Genomic DNA, 18,622 nt, shown 5'->3' on the forward strand with positions numbered 1-18,622 from the left:
ATGAATTTTAAATTTTTTCTGTCATATAAAAATAATTTGGCTATTAAAAAGGCGGCTATCTTCAAACAGCCATTCAAAATCCGAAGAACCCAAACTATAATAAGTTCTCTACAGAAAAGGCGAAGTTTACAGAGTTCCAGAAATTTTCCTCCTTAAAAATTCAAGAAAAGAAAAGCGCAATCTTGTATAATGAGTTCAAAAAGGAAGTGATCCAACTGTTAATCCGAAAAGCCTATTCTTCTGAATATGAAAAGATCCGAATACAAAGGCTCGCTTCTTATGAACAATACAAAAATCTCATTCCTTCTGGACATTGGGAGATTTTAAAAGGAACGTTATCGAAAGAAAGCGATAAACGCCAAGGCGTTAATTTGTTCGTTGCTGAAATAGATGGCCAGATAGCTGGCAGCGTCGCATTGTTCCCTTCAAAAGCAACAGCATACGAATGGGATACTGAAGTTTTGGAATATCCTGAAATCCGCATGCTCGCCGTGGACGCTAGATTTAGAGGCAGCGGAGCCGGGAAAGCGCTCGTCCGCCATTGCATTGAAGTGTCGAGAGGACTGGGAGAAAAGCGAATCGGGCTCCATACAGGAAATTTCATGGAAAGCGCCATGAAATTATATGAAAACCTCGGATTTGAGCGGTTTCCAGAACTTGATTTTGAACCGCTAGACGATGGCATTATCGTTCTGGCTTATCAGCTCGGCATTCCAGAAAAACAACAAGAGGACCCCATCACCAGTTGATTGGGCCCTCTTCCTTCGATTGCTGAAAAGGATTTCTCCACTCCATTAATAAAGCATAGTTATGGGATTCTTCATCTTCCAAGTAATTCGGCACTAAGCAGACCGGCATCCGGCCGCAGCGCATTAAAAACGTAACAACAGGATCCCTCAATTCACCGTCCAATACTTTTTGAATGTATTGTTTTGGCGACAGCCGATTTGAGTGCCGATGGTAGCCTGGCATCCTTCCTCCCCCGAGCACCCGTTCCAGCTGGTCATGGACTACCCGCTCATATGCCGACTGCATGAGCAGCTTCCCCAAATCCAATTGGCGGAAAGCTGGTTTGACACAAATATCCACGATGTACAAGGTTTTGCCGACAGGGTTATGTGTGTTTATATAACCGTCCGCTGTCACTTCTTCCCACGTATGCTCAGGATGATTTGGGTCAAAATCAATCAACAGCCCCGTCATGGACCCAACAACTTCACCGTTTACTTCTACGCAAAATGCGCCTTCCGGATAATATTCGATATGGCTCGCCAACTGTTCTTTTTTCCACCACAAATCCGATGGAAATGGAGGTGGAAAACTTTCTTGCTGCACCTTGATCAAAGCTTCAAAATCGCTTGCCATATAATTTCTTACAATCGCCAAAACTGGCTTATCCTTTTGAAAAACGAAGCATTCTTTTCGGTACACACTAGCCACTCCCTTATTTCACGAAATTCAATTCTTTCTTCAAACTATACAGTTCTGTTTTCTTGTTTGCATTCCATAGGTATACATAAATAAAAAACCCTTTCGTTGGAAAGGGTTTTATCAGAAATTTATAGGCAGTGCCTAAACTGTTAAAATGGCGGCAAAACATGCGGTCCTTTGTCCAATGGCGCCGCTTCTTGCAAATTGACTGCTGCAACTAAATTTACAGTTTGAACGGAATTAATCGTAGAAGAAACCGACAAACCTCCGATAAAGCCGGTACAAAGCACAGCAATCCAGATTGTTTTTTTCAGCTTCATGTGAATTCACCACCATTCTGGTCTTGATAAACACTGTAGAAGTGCGCTTTCTCCCACTCCTTCTTTTTCTGATAATGAAGCGCGAGTTGGGAAGAAACTTTTCTTGCTTCCTTTATATAACCATTTTTTCTGAAAAATGGAAACATTTTTTCTTCATAATAGGCCAAAAGATCTGGTTGGGAAAAACTTCGCTTTTCGAAGTAATCAATGTACATTTGAAAGAATTCATCTTTTTGTTCAGTATTCGCTTCTTTCAATTCGCGAATAAACCCTTTAATGTCTTGACCTGTTTCAGTTGCGGCTTCTAATATGCTCACTAATATCGCCTTGAAAAAGTAGGAGTCTGACGGAATTTGGTTTTTGATTTCTTGAAGCTCTTCTAACGCTTGGCTGTTGTCTCCTTTTTCTTTGAGGAGTTCTGCGTAATTGTAAATTGTCTGGTAATACAGTTCAGTTTGGCCAGTTATTTGGGAATTGCGTTTTAGGACTGTATAAAGTTCAACAGCTTGAACGAGCAAGTTTCTTCTAGTGTAATTAATCGCTAGCAGCAACTGGGCGTGCAGAAGGCGAATATAGTTATAGTGAAACTGGTAATTCCGGACAGCCAGCTCCGCGTAATAAGCAGAACGCTCGTAACGGTCCTGGAGGATTAACAGCCTTGCTTTCTGGTAATAATACTCTCCCTCAAATTTTTGCGGGATGCTTTGGATCCCTTCTTCCAGTCCATTCAATAATTTTAGCGACTGTTCGGTCTGTCCCTTCATGGTATGGTAAATAGCAAGGAAAAACTGATAGAGCCATTTTTCAGGAGCGCTAAAAGATCCTTTGAGGCGCTCCAGAAAATTTTTTTGGCTTTCTGCCCGATTATGGTCATTATCAAATGTATAAAAACGGAATTTGTAAAGCTCGTATTGATTCACAAGTTCCGTAGACTGGATATAATCATTTTCTCGTTCCAGTTCCTCGTACTGTTTACGCATAGCTACAAGATCAAAATGAATGGAACAATCAATGAACCCACCTAATTCTCGCTCTAGCCGCCTGTGCTTATCGATTTCAGTTTTCCACTGTACCCCCATTTTCGCCAATAGCGCTTGAGTCGTAGTTTCATGAGGAATATAAGCATTCGATTCAATCTTGCTTAAATGCGAAATTGAACAAATGCCATCTGCCAATTGCTGCTGTGTAAGCCCGTTCTTTGATCGGTAGTATTTGATGACAGAACCGACGTTCATAGCCTCACCCTTTTTGTCTGAATGCTGAAATAATACCATAAAAAAACAGTTCCAGCATATTGCGGGAACTGTTTAACTTATACTTACTGGACACGAGCAAAACCGAAACCTGATGCATAATCGTCACCAGTTGCAGCTCCATAGCCTGATCGGATGTCAAAAAGTTTCGCGCGTCTTTGCAATTCGCTGCGGATCGCTGTGTTGGACGCGGTTGGATTTGATGCCCATACTTTCGCAGCCAGTCCAGCCGCGTGCGGTGAAGCCATAGACGTTCCGCTGATTGTCGCATAACCGCCATCATACCAAGTTGAGTACACAGCAGCTCCAGGCGCTGAAATTTCAACGTCGCCTTTTTGGATAACATAATCACCGTCTGTTCTGCTATAGCCACGAGATGAAAAGTCAGCAACCCGGTACGTACTGTTTTGAATCACATTTTCAAGTGCGGCTACTGCCACAGCATTCTGTAAAGCGCCAGGATAACCGATTGATCCTTGGTAAGGACCAGAGTTTCCTGCTGCCGCGATAATCAGCACGCCTTTTGAATAAGCATAATTCACTGCATTTGTTATCAAGCTGCTTTCTGCAGAAGAACCGAGTGACATATTGATGACTACTTTTGTGTTCAAAGCAGTCGCTTGGTCAGCGACGTGGCGGATGGCGGTTGCGATATCGTCAGAATAACCGGATCCATCATCGCCAAGCACTTTATAAGCCCATAAATCCGCAGACGGCGCTACTCCATAGACGCCAGTCCCGCTTGCTCCGCCATCGGCTAACGCTGTTCCAGCCACATGTGTTCCATGGCCTTGGCGATCGACGCAAGAACCATTTACGATGCTAGAAGCCGTTGTAAAGTCTTTGCATTGCTCAACATTATTCTCTAAATCCGGATGATCGGCATTGACTCCAGTATCAAGCACTGCAACGTTGATACCAGCGCCTCCAGATGTTTGGGTCAATGTGCTGTTGTTATAAATTGCCTTAATTCCCCATGGTGTTGATTGAGAGGCAGCCATTGTTCCATAAGCCGCTTCCGGCTTTGAAGAAGTTTCTTCTATCGTATATTCAGGCACTTTTTCTATAGTCAAGTTTTTGTTTTTCTGCAAGGCATTAAACTGGCTTTCGTTCATTTCAGTTGTAAAACCTTCAGCTGCAAAATCCCATTTGACTCCGTAGCGCTCTTTTAATGATTTATTTTCTTTTTGGTTGGTGGAATCGATCAATACGCGGAATTTTTCATTGTTATTTGTTTGCGAAGCAGTCTCTTCTCCGTTCGCGCTGGCAGCCATCCCTGGTACCAGCAGTGATGCAGTCAAAATGGCAGTTGTTAAAAATTTTCCCGATTTTCTCATCGTTCAATCTCCTTTTCCATTTCTGTTATTGGCAAAAAAGCAAAATACGGCGTCCCGTGATTGCTTTCCCAGCTTCTTTTTTGAAGGGGCCACAACTAAAAGGTATCAGAAAAAGAAGTATTGCGTAATTGGGAAAATTTTATTGTTATAGCAATGCAATTGGATGATTTAGGAAATAGAACTTATGCCTAATTTACTACTGCCTTTTTTTCACCTTGAACGAAAAGCCACTCTTCCTATTGAAAGAGTGGCCGGAGGCTTAGTTTGATCAGCTGATTGCAGTTGTAATTTGCCACTTTACTCCGAACTTGTCTGTTACTTGGCCATAAGACGGGCTCCAAAACGTTTCTTGCAGCGGCATTCCAACTTCGCCGCCTTCTTGCAATTTGCTAAAAACCTCTTTTGATTTGTCGACCGAGCTTACTGTCAAAGCCAGAGTCACTTGTGAACCAAGTTGGTACGGTTGGCCAGGGAACGTATCCGATAACATTAAATCAGAAGTGCCTATTTTCAAATGCGCATTCATAATCCGGTCTTTCATGTCGTCGGCAGCCGGTTCTTGCGAATTTTTCTGCATATCTCCAAAAGTTTGGACATTCACTACCTTAGCATCCAGAACATCTTCGTAAAATTCCACCGCTTCTTTTCCGTTGCCATTGGTTACAAGATAAGGATGAATTGAGACGATCATTTTTTCCACCTCTTTTTTTGTTCTATCTGTACGCTATTTTTATTCGAGAAAAGTTCCTTAATCCCCTTTTAATTTAAATACCTCCTCCTTCAATACCGCGCCAATTCTTCAGCGGACCGGATGGCTAACAGCAGCTGGTATTCCACTTTATTCAGACGCCGTTTCAAAACGGTTTGCCATTCTTTTTCTTCGCTGCTTTCCGGAACTGCAGCCGCAAGCGCTGCTATGTCTTTTAAGAGTGGAAGAGGCGGCTGGTTCATCGCCAAATCATGCTCATGAACATCTCCATTCACATAGTTCAGCGGAATCAGCTTATGGGACAAAGCGAGCAAATAGCCATTGATTTCTTTCGCTTCATATTCCGTCCAGTCCCGCAGCTCCATCGTTTCATTGAACTTTTCCATCAGATCTTTTAACTGATCGATGCGTTGAAGCGCCACGGTTAAATCCAATCGGTCTCCGGCAAGTTCTGCATACTCTGTTAACGCATGTTTAAGTTCCTTGACTCCAGCAGCCTGATCCAGCGGCAAAATTTTTCTTGTGCAGGCATCGTAAAGCACAGCAGCGTAAACTTGGCAATCCCGCTTTAAATGGTCTTTATCAAGTTTGTCCAGTGTATCTTCTGTCGTATGCCACCACCAGCCAAAACCTCCGGATTTGATGCCGCCAAATAATTTCACTAAGGTTTGTGATGCCAAGTCGTCGCTTATCGGCTGTTCGGATAATCCCATGAAAAGTGCTGGAACACCTGGCCCCCAAAACGATTGATCGCCTCCCCGGCCAAATCTTTTGCCGGTAAATTCTTCACCCGTCAACGCTTCAACAAACAATCCGCCAAAATCTTTCGTTTCCGCCATGCAATTGCTTTCGCCGAGAATGGTCGCCCCTTTTCCGCCTACTGAATCGGCGTAAACATGCAGCACGCAATTTTCATGCATATCTTCCCAATTCTCGTCGCAATAATACGTAGACCCTGCATAGCGTCCATGAGAATGGCCTGACCAAAAAGCGATGCGCAAGCTTCTTTTTAAAGAAAGTTGCTGTTCTTGGATAACCCGCGCTACTTCAAGCATGGTGGCATTCGCCCCGCCATTGTCCATTGCCCCGTAATGCCAGGAGTCGATGTGGCCACTGAATAAGACAAACTTCTCCGGTTCTTGCACGCCTTTGATTTCGGCGGCCAGCGTAGGGATTTTCCGCCAGCCGGTATCGACTATTGTCTTCAGCCAGACAGGACAGGCATTACTTTGTTCTAGCTTAGCTTTGATCCGCTCCCCCTCTTCCTGCACAATCGATAAAACCGGGATGAAGGGAAACTGTTTTTTCGTCTCCGGTGTCGGATTCCCCCAAACACGTGATACCGTCATTTCATGCGTCAAAGCTCCGTTAATGAAGATTGCACCGGCTGCTCCCCCGTTTTCCAATAACTGCACAGCCCCTGGTGTCGCGATGCCCTCCGTTAAGACAATTTTTCCAGCCACAGTCAATGTTCTGTCCAGCTCTTTTATGTAAACCAATTCCCCGTCCAGCCCCGCCTCTCCAGTAGACACTGACATGGAATGTGTAATGCACGGTATGCTTTCATCAGCTATTCGCAAATCGGCTTCTATCGGCAAACTGATAAAGCCGTCATGAAAGCTTAATGTCGTCTCCAAACCCAGATTATCTAATACTTCCTTTGCATATTCAAATGCCCGCAGCTCTTCTAAGGACCCGGACAACCGAATTTCTTTTGAAAGTTGCGCAGTGAATTCCATCAACCGCTCTCCCGAGACGGCGTCAATCAATTGGCGATGTTCCTGGCTCAATTCAACTTTCATCTTAAACACTCCTTTCGATAAAAAAGCGGCCTTCGGTAAGGCCGCTCGAGTTATCACAACACAAAATCTTCTTTCGCTTTTTTCTCTTGGTCGAACGGCCGGAAATCGGTTCCCGTCATTTTACTGATTGCATCGATAAAGGTATGGGTAGTATGAGGCGTATCGTAAAGCTGCTCAAAAAAAGCGGGACGGTTTTCCTTCGCTATTGCGTCATATCCTTTGCCGACCATCCAACGTCCATAGTAATAAGATGGATAGTACATTTTTTGGATGGGATCCGAGAAAAAGCGGAAGCAATTGTCCGCTTCGACTTCGCCCAAATTGCCTTCTTTTTTCATATACTCAATCGCTTCCGCCTTGTCGATATCGCCATCATTGAACAAGAAGCAGGCATTCGTTTGCGCCATTCTCTGCATATCGATATAATCCCGGGCAAGCTTGTATTGCCGCTTCTTTTCAAGCGGAATCCCTTCCGTTTCTTCTTCATCACGGTCCCAGCCCAGAAAACGCAAAGCGGTTTCCGGCCCCCCTTCAAACAGTGCGTTTGTTGGGCTGTTGATCAAGTAATAAGACGCTTCTATCGGCAATTTCCCTTGTTGGAACAAGTAATCCCAGCGGCAATAAAATGCCTGATGCCCCGGATATCCTTCATGGGCCATAATTTGGGCAAGCACCGGCTCTGTCCAGGGCCGGTCAATGTTAAAGGTCAAATTGCCGCGGTAATCTCCTGTATACTTCGAATATCCGCTCCAAAAAACGCCCGTAATTGGCTTGATCCAATCAATGCCATCTTCTTCAGGCAAAGAAATAACCCGCTTTAATGTGCCTTCCTTGCTTTTTTCTCTCATAGACTCCGCAACCGTTACAACTTGGTCCGGCGCAATCAGCGTTTCTTTATGCCACTGATCCGCTTTTTCTTTCAGGCTTCCTTTATACCCGAGATTGCTCAATCCTTCTTCGACCAACTGCTTTTGCTTTCGCATCGTCTCTTCTGTGATCACTGCCGATGGCAATTCCTGAATGTTGAGGATGTATTCCGAGTACGGCAACTTGTCTCCTTGCAGACTTCGCCCAAAATAACGGTAAGCATTTACCATCGAACGCAAGTAGCGGACGGGATGCCCATCGAGATGTTGAATTTCCCGTTCCACTTCGTCGATTTTCCGCACAATCTCATCCAGACTTGAAAGTGACGGTTTAACGTGGCTATAGCTTGCTGTAGCCACTTCTTGTTTATGCAGCTTTTGCGCTTGTTCATTCAAGCTTAATACGATATCGACAATTGCATCTCCGACCGGTTCAGAAGTCCAACGCAACACCATCTGTTTGCCCCCTTTGTTTTCGTTCAAGCCTCCAAAGCTTTTGGATATCTTCCACAATCAGCTTCACCATCATGCCGTATAATTGCTCGCCTTTTTCCACAGTTGCCGCTTCCGCATTGCCGGAAAACGCTTCCGGGTACAGGGTTTTCCCCCCGTCTTTGAAACGGAACCGTTTCGGAAGCGGGATGGCATGGCTGCCGACGCCTTCTGTATAAGCATAAGTTTCATTGATCGCCAGCACTAATGCTGTTTCGTCTTCGCCAGCATGTCCGGGATCAGGTGTGATTTGTTTAATATCTTCACGGTAATCCAAATACCAGTTGATAGTCAGTGTCCGGACGTTCAAATCTGCCAATTTTTCCGTGACGATATCCAAACTCGAAATATTCCCTCCGTGCCCATTAAACAAAATAATATTGGTAAAACCATTTTTCTGAAATCCTTTGCAAATGTCAAAAACATAATTGGAAAAAGCTTCTGCGGACACGTCGATGGTTCCGGCAAAGGCAGCAAGGCCCCAGGAATGGCCATATGTGATTTCCGGCGCCATTAGAATTTTATCCCCCAGCACCTCTTCCAGCCGCCGGACAAATTCCCGGGGAATCAGCACATCGGTTCCAAGCGCACAATGCGGACCGTGGGCTTCGATCATGCCGATCGGCAGCAGTACGGTATTTGAAGTTTTTTGGAATTCCTTAAACTGGTTCAAGTTCATCGTCATCATATCCATGATTATTCGCATTCTCCTCTTCTATTACTCGTTCTGCCCCTGCAACCCGGAGAGAATGGACGGCAGCACTTTCTCTTGGGTCTGTTCCAACTGGTGGGCGATTTGCAATAATTCCATATCCCCAAAGTGCGGACCTATCAATTGCATGCCGACTGGCAAACCATCGTGTGTAAAACCCATGTTCAATGATACAGCCGGATGTCCGGAAATATTAAACGGTCCGGTAAACTGCATTTCATCCATTTCTTCACTGCCGATTTCAGGGTCTTCCGCTGGAGCCGGAAAAGCGACGGTCGGTGTCAAAACCACATCGACCTTTTTAAACAAAGTGGAGACAGCATCGGTGTATCGGCGCAAATCCCTTAATCCGTTCAAATAATCAATCGCTTTTTGCTTCATGCCGGCTTCAATTTGCCGGTAGGTCATTTCTGCATAGTCTTCTTTTCGATGGATCCATTTTTGATGAATGTGGGCAGCTTCAGGCAACAAGACGTTCAGCACAATTTCCTCCGTCCTGTCCCAATCTTGAACTTCGAATTCGACAAGGTCCCATCCGAGCGACCGCACTGTATTCAAGGTTGTTTCGTAAACTTTTTGAACATCCGGTTCCAGCGTTTTCAACTTATGATCCGGCAACACACCTACAATTTTGGGGGCAACTGAATCCCCGAAACTGCCCATGTCAAAAGCGCTTATGCTGCCGGCTTTGGAATGCGGATCTTTCGGATCAAAACCAGCTATTGTGCTAAGAACAGCAGCCGCGTCTTTAACAGTCCGAGTAATCGGGCCAGCATGGTCAAGCGACCAAGATAATGGAAAAACACCATAGGTGCTGACCAACCCGCGCGTCGGTTTTAAACCAACTGCCCCACAGTAAGAAGCGGGAATCCGAATTGAACCACCCGTGTCACTGCCTAAGGAAAAATAGCCGACGCCGCTGGCAACTGCTGCCACCGATCCGCTGGAAGAACCACCGGATGTTTTGGAAACGTCCCATGGATTGTTCGTTTGGCCATAATCCGGGTGAACAACGCCATAAGCGAATTCCAGCATATTGTTCTTCCCGATCAAGATGGCGCCGCTATGGTAAAGCTTACTCAGTATGGTCGACGTGTAGCCCGGCATAAAATCTTTTAAAATCCGTGATGCGCATGTCGTCAAAGAATCTTTTTTATAGAACAAATCTTTGGCTGCGTACGGTATACCCTCCAGCAGATGAAGCGGTTCATTTTGCATAAAGCGTTTTTCCGATTGCCGTGCCCGTGTTAATGCAGTTTCTTCCATAGTCGTAATAAACGCGTTAAGCTGCGGCTCTAGAGTACGGAGCCGCTCAAAAGTTTTTGTCGCTACTTCCACTGGAGAAATATCTTTTTTTCTATATAAAGCTGCAACTTCTAGAAGTGATAAATCAAGCAAAGAGACCATTGACTCACGCCCCTACTGCAAGTAACGGATCGTTATCGTTTATGGCAAGTGAACTGACCAAGAAAAGAACCACACCTTCTGTATTGGAGACGATTTCTTTTACCGTTTCACCAAATTCATTTGTCAGTTTCCCCAATACTTGGCCTTTTTTCACCGTATCGCCGATCAATACTGCAGGATACCAAAGCCCTTTAAAATCGGAACGATACCAATCAAATACAGAAATATAAGTTGAATCGCTTTTCTTTACTTCCCCCTCTAATACGCCGAGTGACATGAGAATATTTTTTACGCCGTCTTGAAGAAGCACAGAATGCTCTCCACTTAATATCCCTTGCTGGCCAGCTTCAGCAATAATGGCCGGAATGCCCTGCTCTGCTGCACACCCATATGTAGAACCAGGCACTTGTCCGCTGCTGCCGATGACATATTCGATATCAAATAACGAAGCCATCTCTTTTGAAGTTTCTAAGATTTTTTCATCTTTCGTGACATGGTAAATCGAAAACGGCACCAATGCTTCAATCATGTCGCCGCCATGCAAATCGATGATATAATCCACTTGCTTGAATACAAGTTCATTGAGCCAATAAGCAAGCCGTTCTGCATCTGTCCCGTTCGGATCACCTGGAAACATCCGATTCAAGTTTTTTTGGTCCCGTGGATGAACATAAATGCTGCGCGCATAAAAAGACGCCGGGTTGGCAATCGGAAGAACAATGACCTTTCCTTTCACTTGCGTAGGATCGAGTGTTGCGCCAAGCTTTTGGGCCGCATCGATTGATGTATATTCACAGCCATGGATTCCGCCTAATACAAGAACTTTCGGACCTTCTTCAGAACCATTGATTAAAAAAGCCGGCAATTTTTCTTCGATTGTTGGAAGTGTTAGATAGTCTTTTGTTTTTTCTTCAGGAGCGGCAGATAAAGATCCGATTTCCCAGTTAGCACCCATCCTTATCATCCCTTCATTTCTTTAGATTATCGTTTTTCTAAAAAAAGGGGGTGCGGCTGTAAAAATAGCCGCTCCCGCTTTTATTGTTCTTTTGTGATTTTGTGGAACGGCACATACCAAACGTTCATCGGGTTCAGTTCATAGCCTTTCACCCAAGATCTTGAAGCTGCCTGTAAATTCGGCTGGGCAACGAAAATATACGGCACTTCTTCTGCCATGATATTCTGGATTTCCATGTAATTGTTTTCACGCAAGCTTTCGTCCGTGCTCGTTCTTGCTTCTTCCAGCAACTGGTCCACTTCGCTGTTTTCATAGAATGCCAAGTTGAATCCTGGGCCTTTGCTGGATGAATGGGCGAAATACCATAAGTTGTAGTCAGGATCCGGATAATCCGGAGTCCAAGAAACCAAACCGAAGTCATGTTTCCCGCTAGTTACCAAATCCAAGAAAGTTGGCCATGCGTAAGTTTTGATATCCAATGTCACACCAACTTTTTCAAGGTCTGATTGCAGCAGCAATGCCGTATTGCTTCGGACTTCGTCATTTTCAGAAATGGCGATTTCCAATGTAAGGCCTTCAGCGTGCCCGGCTTCTTCGAGCAGCGCTTTCGCTTTGTCCAAGTCATATTCGTAAAGCTTGGCATCCGGATTAAAGCCGAACATCCCTTTTGGAACCGCGCCGACAATGCGTTCCGCCTGCCCTAAATACACACTTTCAAGAAGCGCGTCGTAGTTGATGCTGTGGGCGATCGCTTGGCGGACCCTTACATCAGACAATGGGCCGCTTTCAATGTTCATCGGCATGTAATCAATTTGATAACCAGTTGCTTTAACAATTTCCACTCCATCCGTCCCTTCCATCTGGCTGAGAACTTCCGGAGAAACCATGGAATTGTCGATCAAGTCAATTTCCCCTTTTTCAAGCATAAGGCGTGCTGTGGAAGCTTCGGAAACAAAGTTGATATTTACTGTTTCCATCGTAGGCGCACCGCCCCAGTAATCCGGGTTTGCTTTCATGACTAATTTTTCTCCGCGGTCCCAGCTTTCAAGCGTATAAGGGCCGGAACCTACTTCTGCTTCAGCAAGGTAGCTTTCACCTAGATCGTCGCCGTGGTTTTCTTCCAAATTCGGGTTGAGAATGTTGGCGTAAACAGTTCCCAGCGTACTGATGAATGGAGCAAATGGCTGCTTTAACGTGATTTTAATTGTATGGTCGTCAATAATCTCAAAACTGTCTTTATCAATGACTTTGCTGAAAATCCCGGCTGCCGATTTTCCGACATCCATAGCACGGGTAAATGAATACTGGACAGCTTCAGCAGTTACAGGCGAACCATCATGGAAAGTAGCATTTTCCACCAAATGGAAAGTGTATTCTTTGCCGTCTTCAGAGACCTCCCAGCTTTCCGCAAGCATCGGCTGCGGTTCTGTTGATGCCCCCTCATATGTCACCAGCCGGTCATATAGCATATAAGTTACACGGAAAGCGGTATTCGCTGCTGATCCATGCGGATCTAGCTGCGGAATATCTTCGTTCGTCGCAAAATTGAACACTTTATCATCGAAATTCTCGTTTGCCGCCGGTGCTTGAGTATCTGAAGACTGAGTACCTTCCGCTTCTTCGCTGTAATTTTGGCATCCTGCAAGTACAAAAGCCGCCATGATTAAAAAAGTCATCAACCTGAACCATCGATCTTTGATTTTCATTCTACTTCCCCCTTAGTTTTGAATGAATAACTGGCAAATTTAAAGTGAGCCGCTGCTCCAATCCTCCTTTCATTGGGCTCATTGGAATATCAGCGTTGTTTCGGATCAAGCACATCGTTCAATCCATCCCCAAGCAAATTGAACCCTAATACAGTGAGAAGAATGGCCATTCCTGGGAAAGTGGCTGCCCACCAGGCTTCCCTTAATATTTCACGGCTATTGGATAACATCGCTCCCCATTCCGGAGAAGGCGGCTGCGCCCCAAGGCCGATAAAACTGAGTCCTGCTGCCGATAAGATAACAAAGCCTAAATCGAGTGAAGCCTGGATAGTGGCTGGCGCCATTGCGTTCGGCACAATTTCTTTAAAGAGAATACGGAATGGATTGGCACCAAGCGCGCGGTTTGCTTCAATATACTCTGAGTGTTTGATCGATAAAACAGACGACCGGACAATCCGTGTATACCAAGGCCACCATGTTGCTGCGAGCGCCAGCATAACGTTTTCAATTGACGGTCCAAGAGCCGCCGCGATTGACATCGCCAAGATGATTCCTGGAAATGATAAGAAAATATCAGTGATTCGCATGATGATTTGATCGACACGTCCGCCTATATAGCCTGCAATCGCTCCCAGAATTGTTCCGATCGGGAAAGAAATCGCAACTACAAGCAAACCGATGCGCAGCGATATTCTTGTGCCGTAGACAATCCGGCTAAAAATATCCCGGCCAACTTCATCCGTTCCAAAATAATGCTCGGCGCTCGGCGCTTCCAATTTGCTGAGCAAATCCACTTCAGTGGGGCTGTGGGTGGCAATGACCGGCGCAAACGCTGCGGTTACTAAAATAATCAGCACAATGATGAGCCCAAGCAAAGTTAATGGGCTGCTTGTTATTCTCCGGACCAATTCAACCACCCCTTAATCGTGTTTTAAGCGCGGATCAATAAAGAAATAAAGCGTATCAACAATCAAATTGACTAAAATGAAAATTACTGCAATAAGAAGCGTTACCCCCATAACTGCCGGAAAGTCCAAATACGTAATCGCATTGACCGCATATTGCCCGAGGCCAGGCCAAGAGAAGACAGATTCCACCAAGACGCTGCCGCCGAGCGCGTGGCCAAATGCCATGCCGAGCAATGTGATGACCGGCATGACGCCGTTCCGCAAAGCATGGCCATATAACACACGGTTTTCCGGCGCCCCTTTTGCATAAGCAGTCCGGATATAGTCGCTTTTTAATACCGATAACATACTCGAACGGGTCATTCGTGTAATCATGCCAATGGTTACCGCTGCAAGTGTGATGCCCGGCAAAATCAAGTGCATGACCGCCGCATAAAACACCGGCCAGTTCCCGGTCAACAAAGCGTCTACCGTATACATGCCGGTAATATAATCTGGCGGCGCCATACCGCCATCCAAACGGCCTGATCCCGGCAAGACACCTAACTTTAAATAGAAGAACAACAGCAACAGCAGCCCCAACCAGAAAGCAGGCATCGCTACTCCCAGCAGGGCGAACACCCTGGTAAATTGATCCGCAAGCTTATCTTTCCTGCTCGCGCTTATAACGCCGAACGGAATACCGATCAACAATGTGACAACCATTGCAAACATTGTCAATTCAAAAGTGGCTGGGGTATACCTCAATAAATCATTTAGTACCGGTCGCTGGGAATAGGTGCTTTCGCCAAGGTCCCCTTGGACAATCCCTCCCATATAGCGGCCGTACTGAACGTAAAGGGGATCGTTGAGCCCCATTTCTTCACGCAGCTCTTCCAGTCCTTCAGGCGTCGCTTTCGGCCCCAAAATCAACCGGGCAGGATCGCCGGGAATGGTATTGGAAATCGCAAATGTAAGAATACTAATGCCAATCAAAATCGGAATCATCAACAACAATCGTTTAGCGACAAATTGTATGGCATGCATCCAAGCCCACTTCCTTCCTGAACAAGTTTAAGTATGAATACAAGCAGCAAAATGGCCGGGTGTTTTTTCTTCCAGCGGCGGTACGATTTCCGCACACTCTTTTGTTGCCATAGGGCAACGTGTATGGAATGGACAGCCGGATGGCGGATTCGACGGGCTTGGCAGGTCTCCCTGCAAAATAATCCGTTCTTTTTTCTGCAATGGATCCGGTACTGGCAACGCCGATAATAGAGCACGTGTATAAGGGTGTTTAGGGTCCGAATAAACTTTTTCAACATCGGAAATTTCAACTACTTTTCCTAGATACATGACGGCTACTTTGTCTGAAATATGCTGAACAACTGACAAATCATGCGAAATGAACATATAACTCAAATTCATTTCCTGCTGCAGTTCCAGCATCAAATTTAAAACTTGGGACTGCACTGAAACGTCCAAAGCGGAGACCGGTTCATCTGCAATGATCAAACGGGGCTCCAGCATCAAAGCCCGGGCAATGCCGATCCGCTGCCGTTGCCCACCTGAAAATTCGTGGGGAAAGTTATTCAGCTGATCCCTGCGCAAGCCGATTTTCTCTACAAGCAGTTCCACCTTTTCTCTTCGCTCTTTACGAGTGCCGATATTATGGATAATCAAAGGGGCTTCCAAAATTGTTCTTACGGTATTTCTCGGATTTAATGAAGCATATGGATCTTGAAAGACAATCTGCATTTCTTTGCGCAGTTCCTTCATCTGTTTCGCAGTCATGCCGGTTACTTCTTCGCCTTTGAATTTAATGCTGCCTTCCGTCGGTTCTGCAAGGCGCAAAATGGAGCGGCCGAGGCTGGATTTCCCGCATCCGGATTCGCCCACAATGCCTAAAGTCTGCCCTTCCTCGATTACGATGCTGACGCCGTCTACGGCTTTCACAATGGTTTTCTCACCCATAAATCCTTTTTTAATGGTGAAGTGCTGTTTCAAGTTCGTCACTTCTAACAACGCCATCCTGGTCCCCCCCCTTCTCGTCAAACAGCCAACAAGCCGATTGATGGCCGGTCTTTATATCGAACATGGGTGGAACTGTTGTACGGCAAATAGCCATTGTATGGCGGCATCTTTCTGCAAACCGGCACCCTGCCGGCATATTGCCCGGAGCTGGCACTGTCCCCGGAATCGATCCCAATTTTTGTTTACGCTGGCCGAGTTTCGGTATAGAATCGAGCAAGCCGATAGTATAAGGGTGCGTCGGGTTTTGGAACAATTCCAGGACCGGCCCTTCTTCGACAATTTTTCCGGCATACATGACAATGACGCGGTCGCAAACTTCTGCTACAACCCCCATATCGTGGGTGATCATGATAATGCCCATCTGCGTCTGCCGTTTGATTTCGCCCATCAATTCCAGAATCTGCGCTTGGATTGTAACGTCGAGCGCCGTTGTCGGTTCATCGCAAATCAGGAGCTGCGGCTCACAAGCCATCGCAATTGCAATCATAACCCGCTGCCTCATTCCACCGGATAACTGGTGCGGATATTCATTGACCAGTTCTTCAGCTCGTGGAAGACCGACATCTTTCAATAGCTTCACCACTCTTGTCCGCCGTTCTTCTTTTGTCATATTGCGGTGCAAAATCAGCGATTCTTCGATTTGCGTTCCAACAGTCTGCAGTGGATTAAGCGACGTCAAAGGATCCTGGAAAATCATCGACACTTGATTGCCTCTGATTTTTTCCAATTTGCGTTTTGAATAATTGGCAATGTTTTCATCTAAAAGATTGATTTCACCGTTTAACCGGGCTTTTTCAGGCAGCAAACGCATCAGCGACAATGCGGTCATGCTTTTTCCGCATCCCGATTCGCCAACGATTCCGACCGTTTCCCCTTTTTCTACCTGGAAAGAGACATGATCTAATATCGTCGCGTACTTCCCATTTTTCTTTAGGGATAAGGACAGGTCTTTTACATTTAATAGCATTATCAAAACCCCCTTCGATTTATGATTGAGCTACTTTCGCTAAGTCTTTTAGTGCTGCAGTGTAATGATCAGAAAAAGTTTTTTGGATCGTTTGGCAATCTTTCGTACGCAGCGCATCCAGCAGAACTTGGTGGTTATGGACCACTTGTTCCACCCGCAGCGGCACCTGATTGGCAATTGTCAGAAACATCGCCCCCACTTGGGTATCCATATGCTTATGGATGCTGATCAATCGATTATGCTTTGATGCACTGACGATTGTCCCATGGAACAGAATGTCGCATTGCGCTTGTTTTTCCAAATCCTGCTCTACCATCGCCTGGTGGAATTTCTCCAACAAGCGCTCTAACTTGGTAAAATCTTTTTCGGTTAAATGTTCAACTGCCAATTGTGCCGCTTCGCCTTCCAGCAATGCACGGAGCGTATATATTTCAAAGGCATCTTGCTGGGAAAGTGTAGCAACAAAAGTCCCTTTGTTCGTTTCGTGTTTGATCAACCCTTCGTTTTGGAGAAGCTTTAAAGCTTCCCGCACCGGCCCTCTGGAAATTTGGAGTTTTTCTGCTAAACGTGCTTGATTGATGCGCTCTCCCGCAACCAGTTCCCCATTTAAAATCAGTTTTCTTATTATTTTCGCAACATCATCTGACAATGTCCGTTGATCGAGAATCATCGCACCCTTCCTCCTCCAATTTCAGCTTGCTTTTTCCGGCAAAGATTCATAGATTTTCTTTAGTTCATATAAGTTAGCCCAACTCATTTGCCGTTTCTCTGTTTCGATTTCCTTAATGGCTTTCACTAAAGCACTCAGCAACGGCGTTTCAACTCCTTGGCTTTCGGCAATTTCCAGGATTGGCACCAACTGGGCGTCAACTTCCGTTTGCCGTTTCCGGACAGCTAAATCTCGCCATATACCGCTTTTCGTTTTCTTATTGGAAGCCATTCGTTCGGCTAGCTTGTTAAGCTGGCCGTTGAGTTTTTCTTTATCGCGCAGTTCCCTTGGATAAACGAGAGATGGATCCCAGTCGTCAAAACCAAGCGGCGAAACCCTTTCTTTGTCTGCCACCTCTAAAATTTCCGAGCACAATTCCATTAGCGTATCCCGCAGCTCTTCTTTTCTAACGACAGCAGCCATTGTTTCATCGACTAAAGCGGTTGCGTAAAGAAGGCCAGCGTAAGACAATTTCCCCCATAAATAACCCCATATATTATCCGTGACTTTGGCCGGTCCCCAACTTTGTAAGATTGCTTTTAGGCGAAGGATGCGGGCCGAAATCGTCCCGTCCAGTTCTCCCAGGTATAAAGAAGCGACACCGCCGTAAAGGATTCGCCCAGGTTCCAAATAATCCGCTGAAAAGTTAACAAAACAACCGATGGTTCGTTCAGCGCCGACCAGTTTTGAAATTTGGCGTTCGCACAAACCGTTTTGCAGCGAGACCACTTGAGTACCACTGGTCATCAAAGAAAAAAACGGTTTTAAAGCCGCTTCAGTGTGATGGGCTTTGACACAAAGGAAGATGACGCCAAGTGGTTCATTTTTTTCCACTAATTGTTGGGGCGTATAAGCTTTTCCATGAACTGTAAACGTTTCTTCCGGCCCTTCGATCGTCAAGCCCTCTTTGTTTATTTTTTCAACATGGTCCGTGGCAATGTCGCAAAAAGCCACTTCTTTGCCTGCACGGAGCAAGTAAGCTCCCAAAACGCCGCCAATGGCGCCAGAGCCGATAATTGTAATTGCCATATTGAC

At 45.6% G+C, this 18,622-nt stretch carries 18 protein-coding genes; 1 reads left to right on the plus strand and 17 read right to left on the minus strand.

The window, feature by feature from the left end; genetic code table 11:
* Positions 1-206 precede the first annotated feature (206 nt).
* On the plus strand, positions 207-749 hold the full coding sequence (locus FQV28_RS00845) for a GNAT family N-acetyltransferase (RefSeq protein ID WP_370455096.1): 543 nt from the start codon (positions 207-209) through the stop codon (positions 747-749).
* Here FQV28_RS00845 and FQV28_RS00850 read toward each other — a convergent pair.
* The 17 genes from FQV28_RS00850 to FQV28_RS00925 form a co-directional block, all read right to left on the minus strand.
* Positions 739-1,431 (minus strand): GNAT family N-acetyltransferase, encoded by a 693-nt coding sequence (locus FQV28_RS00850; protein ID WP_146493708.1) that lies wholly within the window; start codon positions 1,429-1,431, stop codon positions 739-741. The two genes, FQV28_RS00845 and FQV28_RS00850, sit on opposite strands and share 11 nt — an antisense overlap.
* Before the next feature lie 149 nt (positions 1,432-1,580).
* Positions 1,581-1,751, minus strand: a complete 171-nt coding sequence (locus tag FQV28_RS19080; protein WP_186763746.1) for a hypothetical protein — start codon at positions 1,749-1,751, stop codon at positions 1,581-1,583.
* Positions 1,748-2,986 carry a helix-turn-helix domain-containing protein gene (locus FQV28_RS00855; RefSeq protein ID WP_255472750.1) on the minus strand — a complete coding sequence of 413 codons (1,239 nt, stop codon included), beginning with the start codon at positions 2,984-2,986 and terminating at the stop codon, positions 1,748-1,750. The genes FQV28_RS19080 and FQV28_RS00855 overlap by 4 nt, the downstream gene beginning before the upstream one ends.
* 83 nt (positions 2,987-3,069) lie before the next feature.
* Positions 3,070-4,341, minus strand: coding sequence for a S8 family peptidase (locus FQV28_RS00860; RefSeq protein ID WP_146493710.1), 1,272 nt, complete (start codon positions 4,339-4,341; stop codon positions 3,070-3,072).
* A gap of 268 nt (positions 4,342-4,609) precedes the next feature.
* Positions 4,610-5,032: a VOC family protein gene (locus FQV28_RS00865; protein ID WP_146493711.1), complete on the minus strand. Its 423-nt coding sequence runs from the start codon at positions 5,030-5,032 to the stop codon at positions 4,610-4,612.
* An 89-nt stretch (positions 5,033-5,121) separates the two neighbouring features.
* Complete coding sequence (locus FQV28_RS00870) at positions 5,122-6,852, minus strand: M28 family peptidase (RefSeq protein WP_146493712.1); 1,731 nt, start codon at positions 6,850-6,852, stop codon at positions 5,122-5,124.
* Positions 6,853-6,905: 53 nt separating this feature from the next.
* Positions 6,906-8,174 (minus strand): polysaccharide deacetylase family protein, encoded by a 1,269-nt coding sequence (locus FQV28_RS00875; protein ID WP_146493713.1) that lies wholly within the window; start codon positions 8,172-8,174, stop codon positions 6,906-6,908.
* Positions 8,152-8,916 (minus strand): creatininase family protein, encoded by a 765-nt coding sequence (locus tag FQV28_RS00880; protein WP_146493714.1) that lies wholly within the window; start codon positions 8,914-8,916, stop codon positions 8,152-8,154. Before FQV28_RS00880 ends, FQV28_RS00875 begins: the two co-directional genes overlap by 23 nt.
* Before the next feature lie 12 nt (positions 8,917-8,928).
* Positions 8,929-10,329 carry an amidase gene (locus FQV28_RS00885; RefSeq protein ID WP_146493715.1) on the minus strand — a complete coding sequence of 467 codons (1,401 nt, stop codon included), beginning with the start codon at positions 10,327-10,329 and terminating at the stop codon, positions 8,929-8,931.
* A gap of 4 nt (positions 10,330-10,333) precedes the next feature.
* A complete protein-coding gene (locus FQV28_RS00890) occupies positions 10,334-11,284 on the minus strand; it encodes a M14 family metallopeptidase (protein WP_186763747.1) in 951 nt (316 codons plus the stop codon).
* An 80-nt stretch (positions 11,285-11,364) separates the two neighbouring features.
* Positions 11,365-12,990: an ABC transporter substrate-binding protein gene (locus FQV28_RS00895; protein ID WP_146493717.1), complete on the minus strand. Its 1,626-nt coding sequence runs from the start codon at positions 12,988-12,990 to the stop codon at positions 11,365-11,367.
* A gap of 89 nt (positions 12,991-13,079) precedes the next feature.
* Positions 13,080-13,898, minus strand: a complete 819-nt coding sequence (nikC, locus tag FQV28_RS00900) for a nickel transporter permease (RefSeq protein ID WP_146493718.1) — start codon at positions 13,896-13,898, stop codon at positions 13,080-13,082.
* A gap of 12 nt (positions 13,899-13,910) precedes the next feature.
* Positions 13,911-14,924, minus strand: coding sequence for an ABC transporter permease (locus FQV28_RS00905; RefSeq protein WP_146493719.1), 1,014 nt, complete (start codon positions 14,922-14,924; stop codon positions 13,911-13,913).
* 27 nt (positions 14,925-14,951) lie between these two features.
* A complete protein-coding gene (locus FQV28_RS00910) occupies positions 14,952-15,908 on the minus strand; it encodes an ABC transporter ATP-binding protein (RefSeq protein ID WP_146493720.1) in 957 nt (318 codons plus the stop codon).
* Complete coding sequence (locus tag FQV28_RS00915; protein WP_146493721.1) at positions 15,862-16,878, minus strand: ABC transporter ATP-binding protein; 1,017 nt, start codon at positions 16,876-16,878, stop codon at positions 15,862-15,864. Before FQV28_RS00915 ends, FQV28_RS00910 begins: the two co-directional genes overlap by 47 nt.
* 19 nt (positions 16,879-16,897) lie before the next feature.
* A complete protein-coding gene (locus tag FQV28_RS00920; protein WP_146493722.1) occupies positions 16,898-17,548 on the minus strand; it encodes a GntR family transcriptional regulator in 651 nt (216 codons plus the stop codon).
* A gap of 21 nt (positions 17,549-17,569) precedes the next feature.
* Positions 17,570-18,616 carry a ketopantoate reductase family protein gene (locus tag FQV28_RS00925; protein WP_146493723.1) on the minus strand — a complete coding sequence of 349 codons (1,047 nt, stop codon included), beginning with the start codon at positions 18,614-18,616 and terminating at the stop codon, positions 17,570-17,572.
* Positions 18,617-18,622: the final 6 nt, after the last annotated feature.

It is taken from the genome of Planomicrobium sp. CPCC 101079 (assembly GCF_007859275.1).
Lineage (GTDB): Bacteria > Bacillota > Bacilli > Bacillales_A > Planococcaceae > Planococcus.

What these genes read in the sequence shown, in the direction of transcription:
- FQV28_RS19080 (WP_186763746.1), bottom strand. Translation starts at nt 1,751, where the DNA reads ATGAAGCTGAAAAAAACAATCTGGATTGCTGTGCTTTGTACCGGCTTT.
- FQV28_RS00855 (WP_255472750.1), bottom strand. Translation starts at nt 2,986, where the DNA reads ATGAACGTCGGTTCTGTCATCAAATACTACCGATCAAAGAACGGGCTT.
- FQV28_RS00860 (WP_146493710.1), bottom strand. Translation starts at nt 4,341, where the DNA reads ATGAGAAAATCGGGAAAATTTTTAACAACTGCCATTTTGACTGCATCA.
- FQV28_RS00865 (WP_146493711.1), bottom strand. Translation starts at nt 5,032, where the DNA reads ATGATCGTCTCAATTCATCCTTATCTTGTAACCAATGGCAACGGAAAA.
- FQV28_RS00870 (WP_146493712.1), bottom strand. Translation starts at nt 6,852, where the DNA reads ATGAAAGTTGAATTGAGCCAGGAACATCGCCAATTGATTGACGCCGTC.
- FQV28_RS00875 (WP_146493713.1), bottom strand. Translation starts at nt 8,174, where the DNA reads ATGGTGTTGCGTTGGACTTCTGAACCGGTCGGAGATGCAATTGTCGAT.
- FQV28_RS00880 (WP_146493714.1), bottom strand. Translation starts at nt 8,916, where the DNA reads ATGCGAATAATCATGGATATGATGACGATGAACTTGAACCAGTTTAAG.
- FQV28_RS00885 (WP_146493715.1), bottom strand. Translation starts at nt 10,329, where the DNA reads ATGGTCTCTTTGCTTGATTTATCACTTCTAGAAGTTGCAGCTTTATAT.
- FQV28_RS00890 (WP_186763747.1), bottom strand. Translation starts at nt 11,284, where the DNA reads ATGGGTGCTAACTGGGAAATCGGATCTTTATCTGCCGCTCCTGAAGAA.
- FQV28_RS00895 (WP_146493717.1), bottom strand. Translation starts at nt 12,990, where the DNA reads ATGAAAATCAAAGATCGATGGTTCAGGTTGATGACTTTTTTAATCATG.
- FQV28_RS00905 (WP_146493719.1), bottom strand. Translation starts at nt 14,924, where the DNA reads ATGCATGCCATACAATTTGTCGCTAAACGATTGTTGTTGATGATTCCG.
- FQV28_RS00910 (WP_146493720.1), bottom strand. Translation starts at nt 15,908, where the DNA reads ATGGCGTTGTTAGAAGTGACGAACTTGAAACAGCACTTCACCATTAAA.
- FQV28_RS00915 (WP_146493721.1), bottom strand. Translation starts at nt 16,878, where the DNA reads ATGCTATTAAATGTAAAAGACCTGTCCTTATCCCTAAAGAAAAATGGG.
- FQV28_RS00920 (WP_146493722.1), bottom strand. Translation starts at nt 17,548, where the DNA reads ATGATTCTCGATCAACGGACATTGTCAGATGATGTTGCGAAAATAATA.
- FQV28_RS00925 (WP_146493723.1), bottom strand. Translation starts at nt 18,616, where the DNA reads ATGGCAATTACAATTATCGGCTCTGGCGCCATTGGCGGCGTTTTGGGA.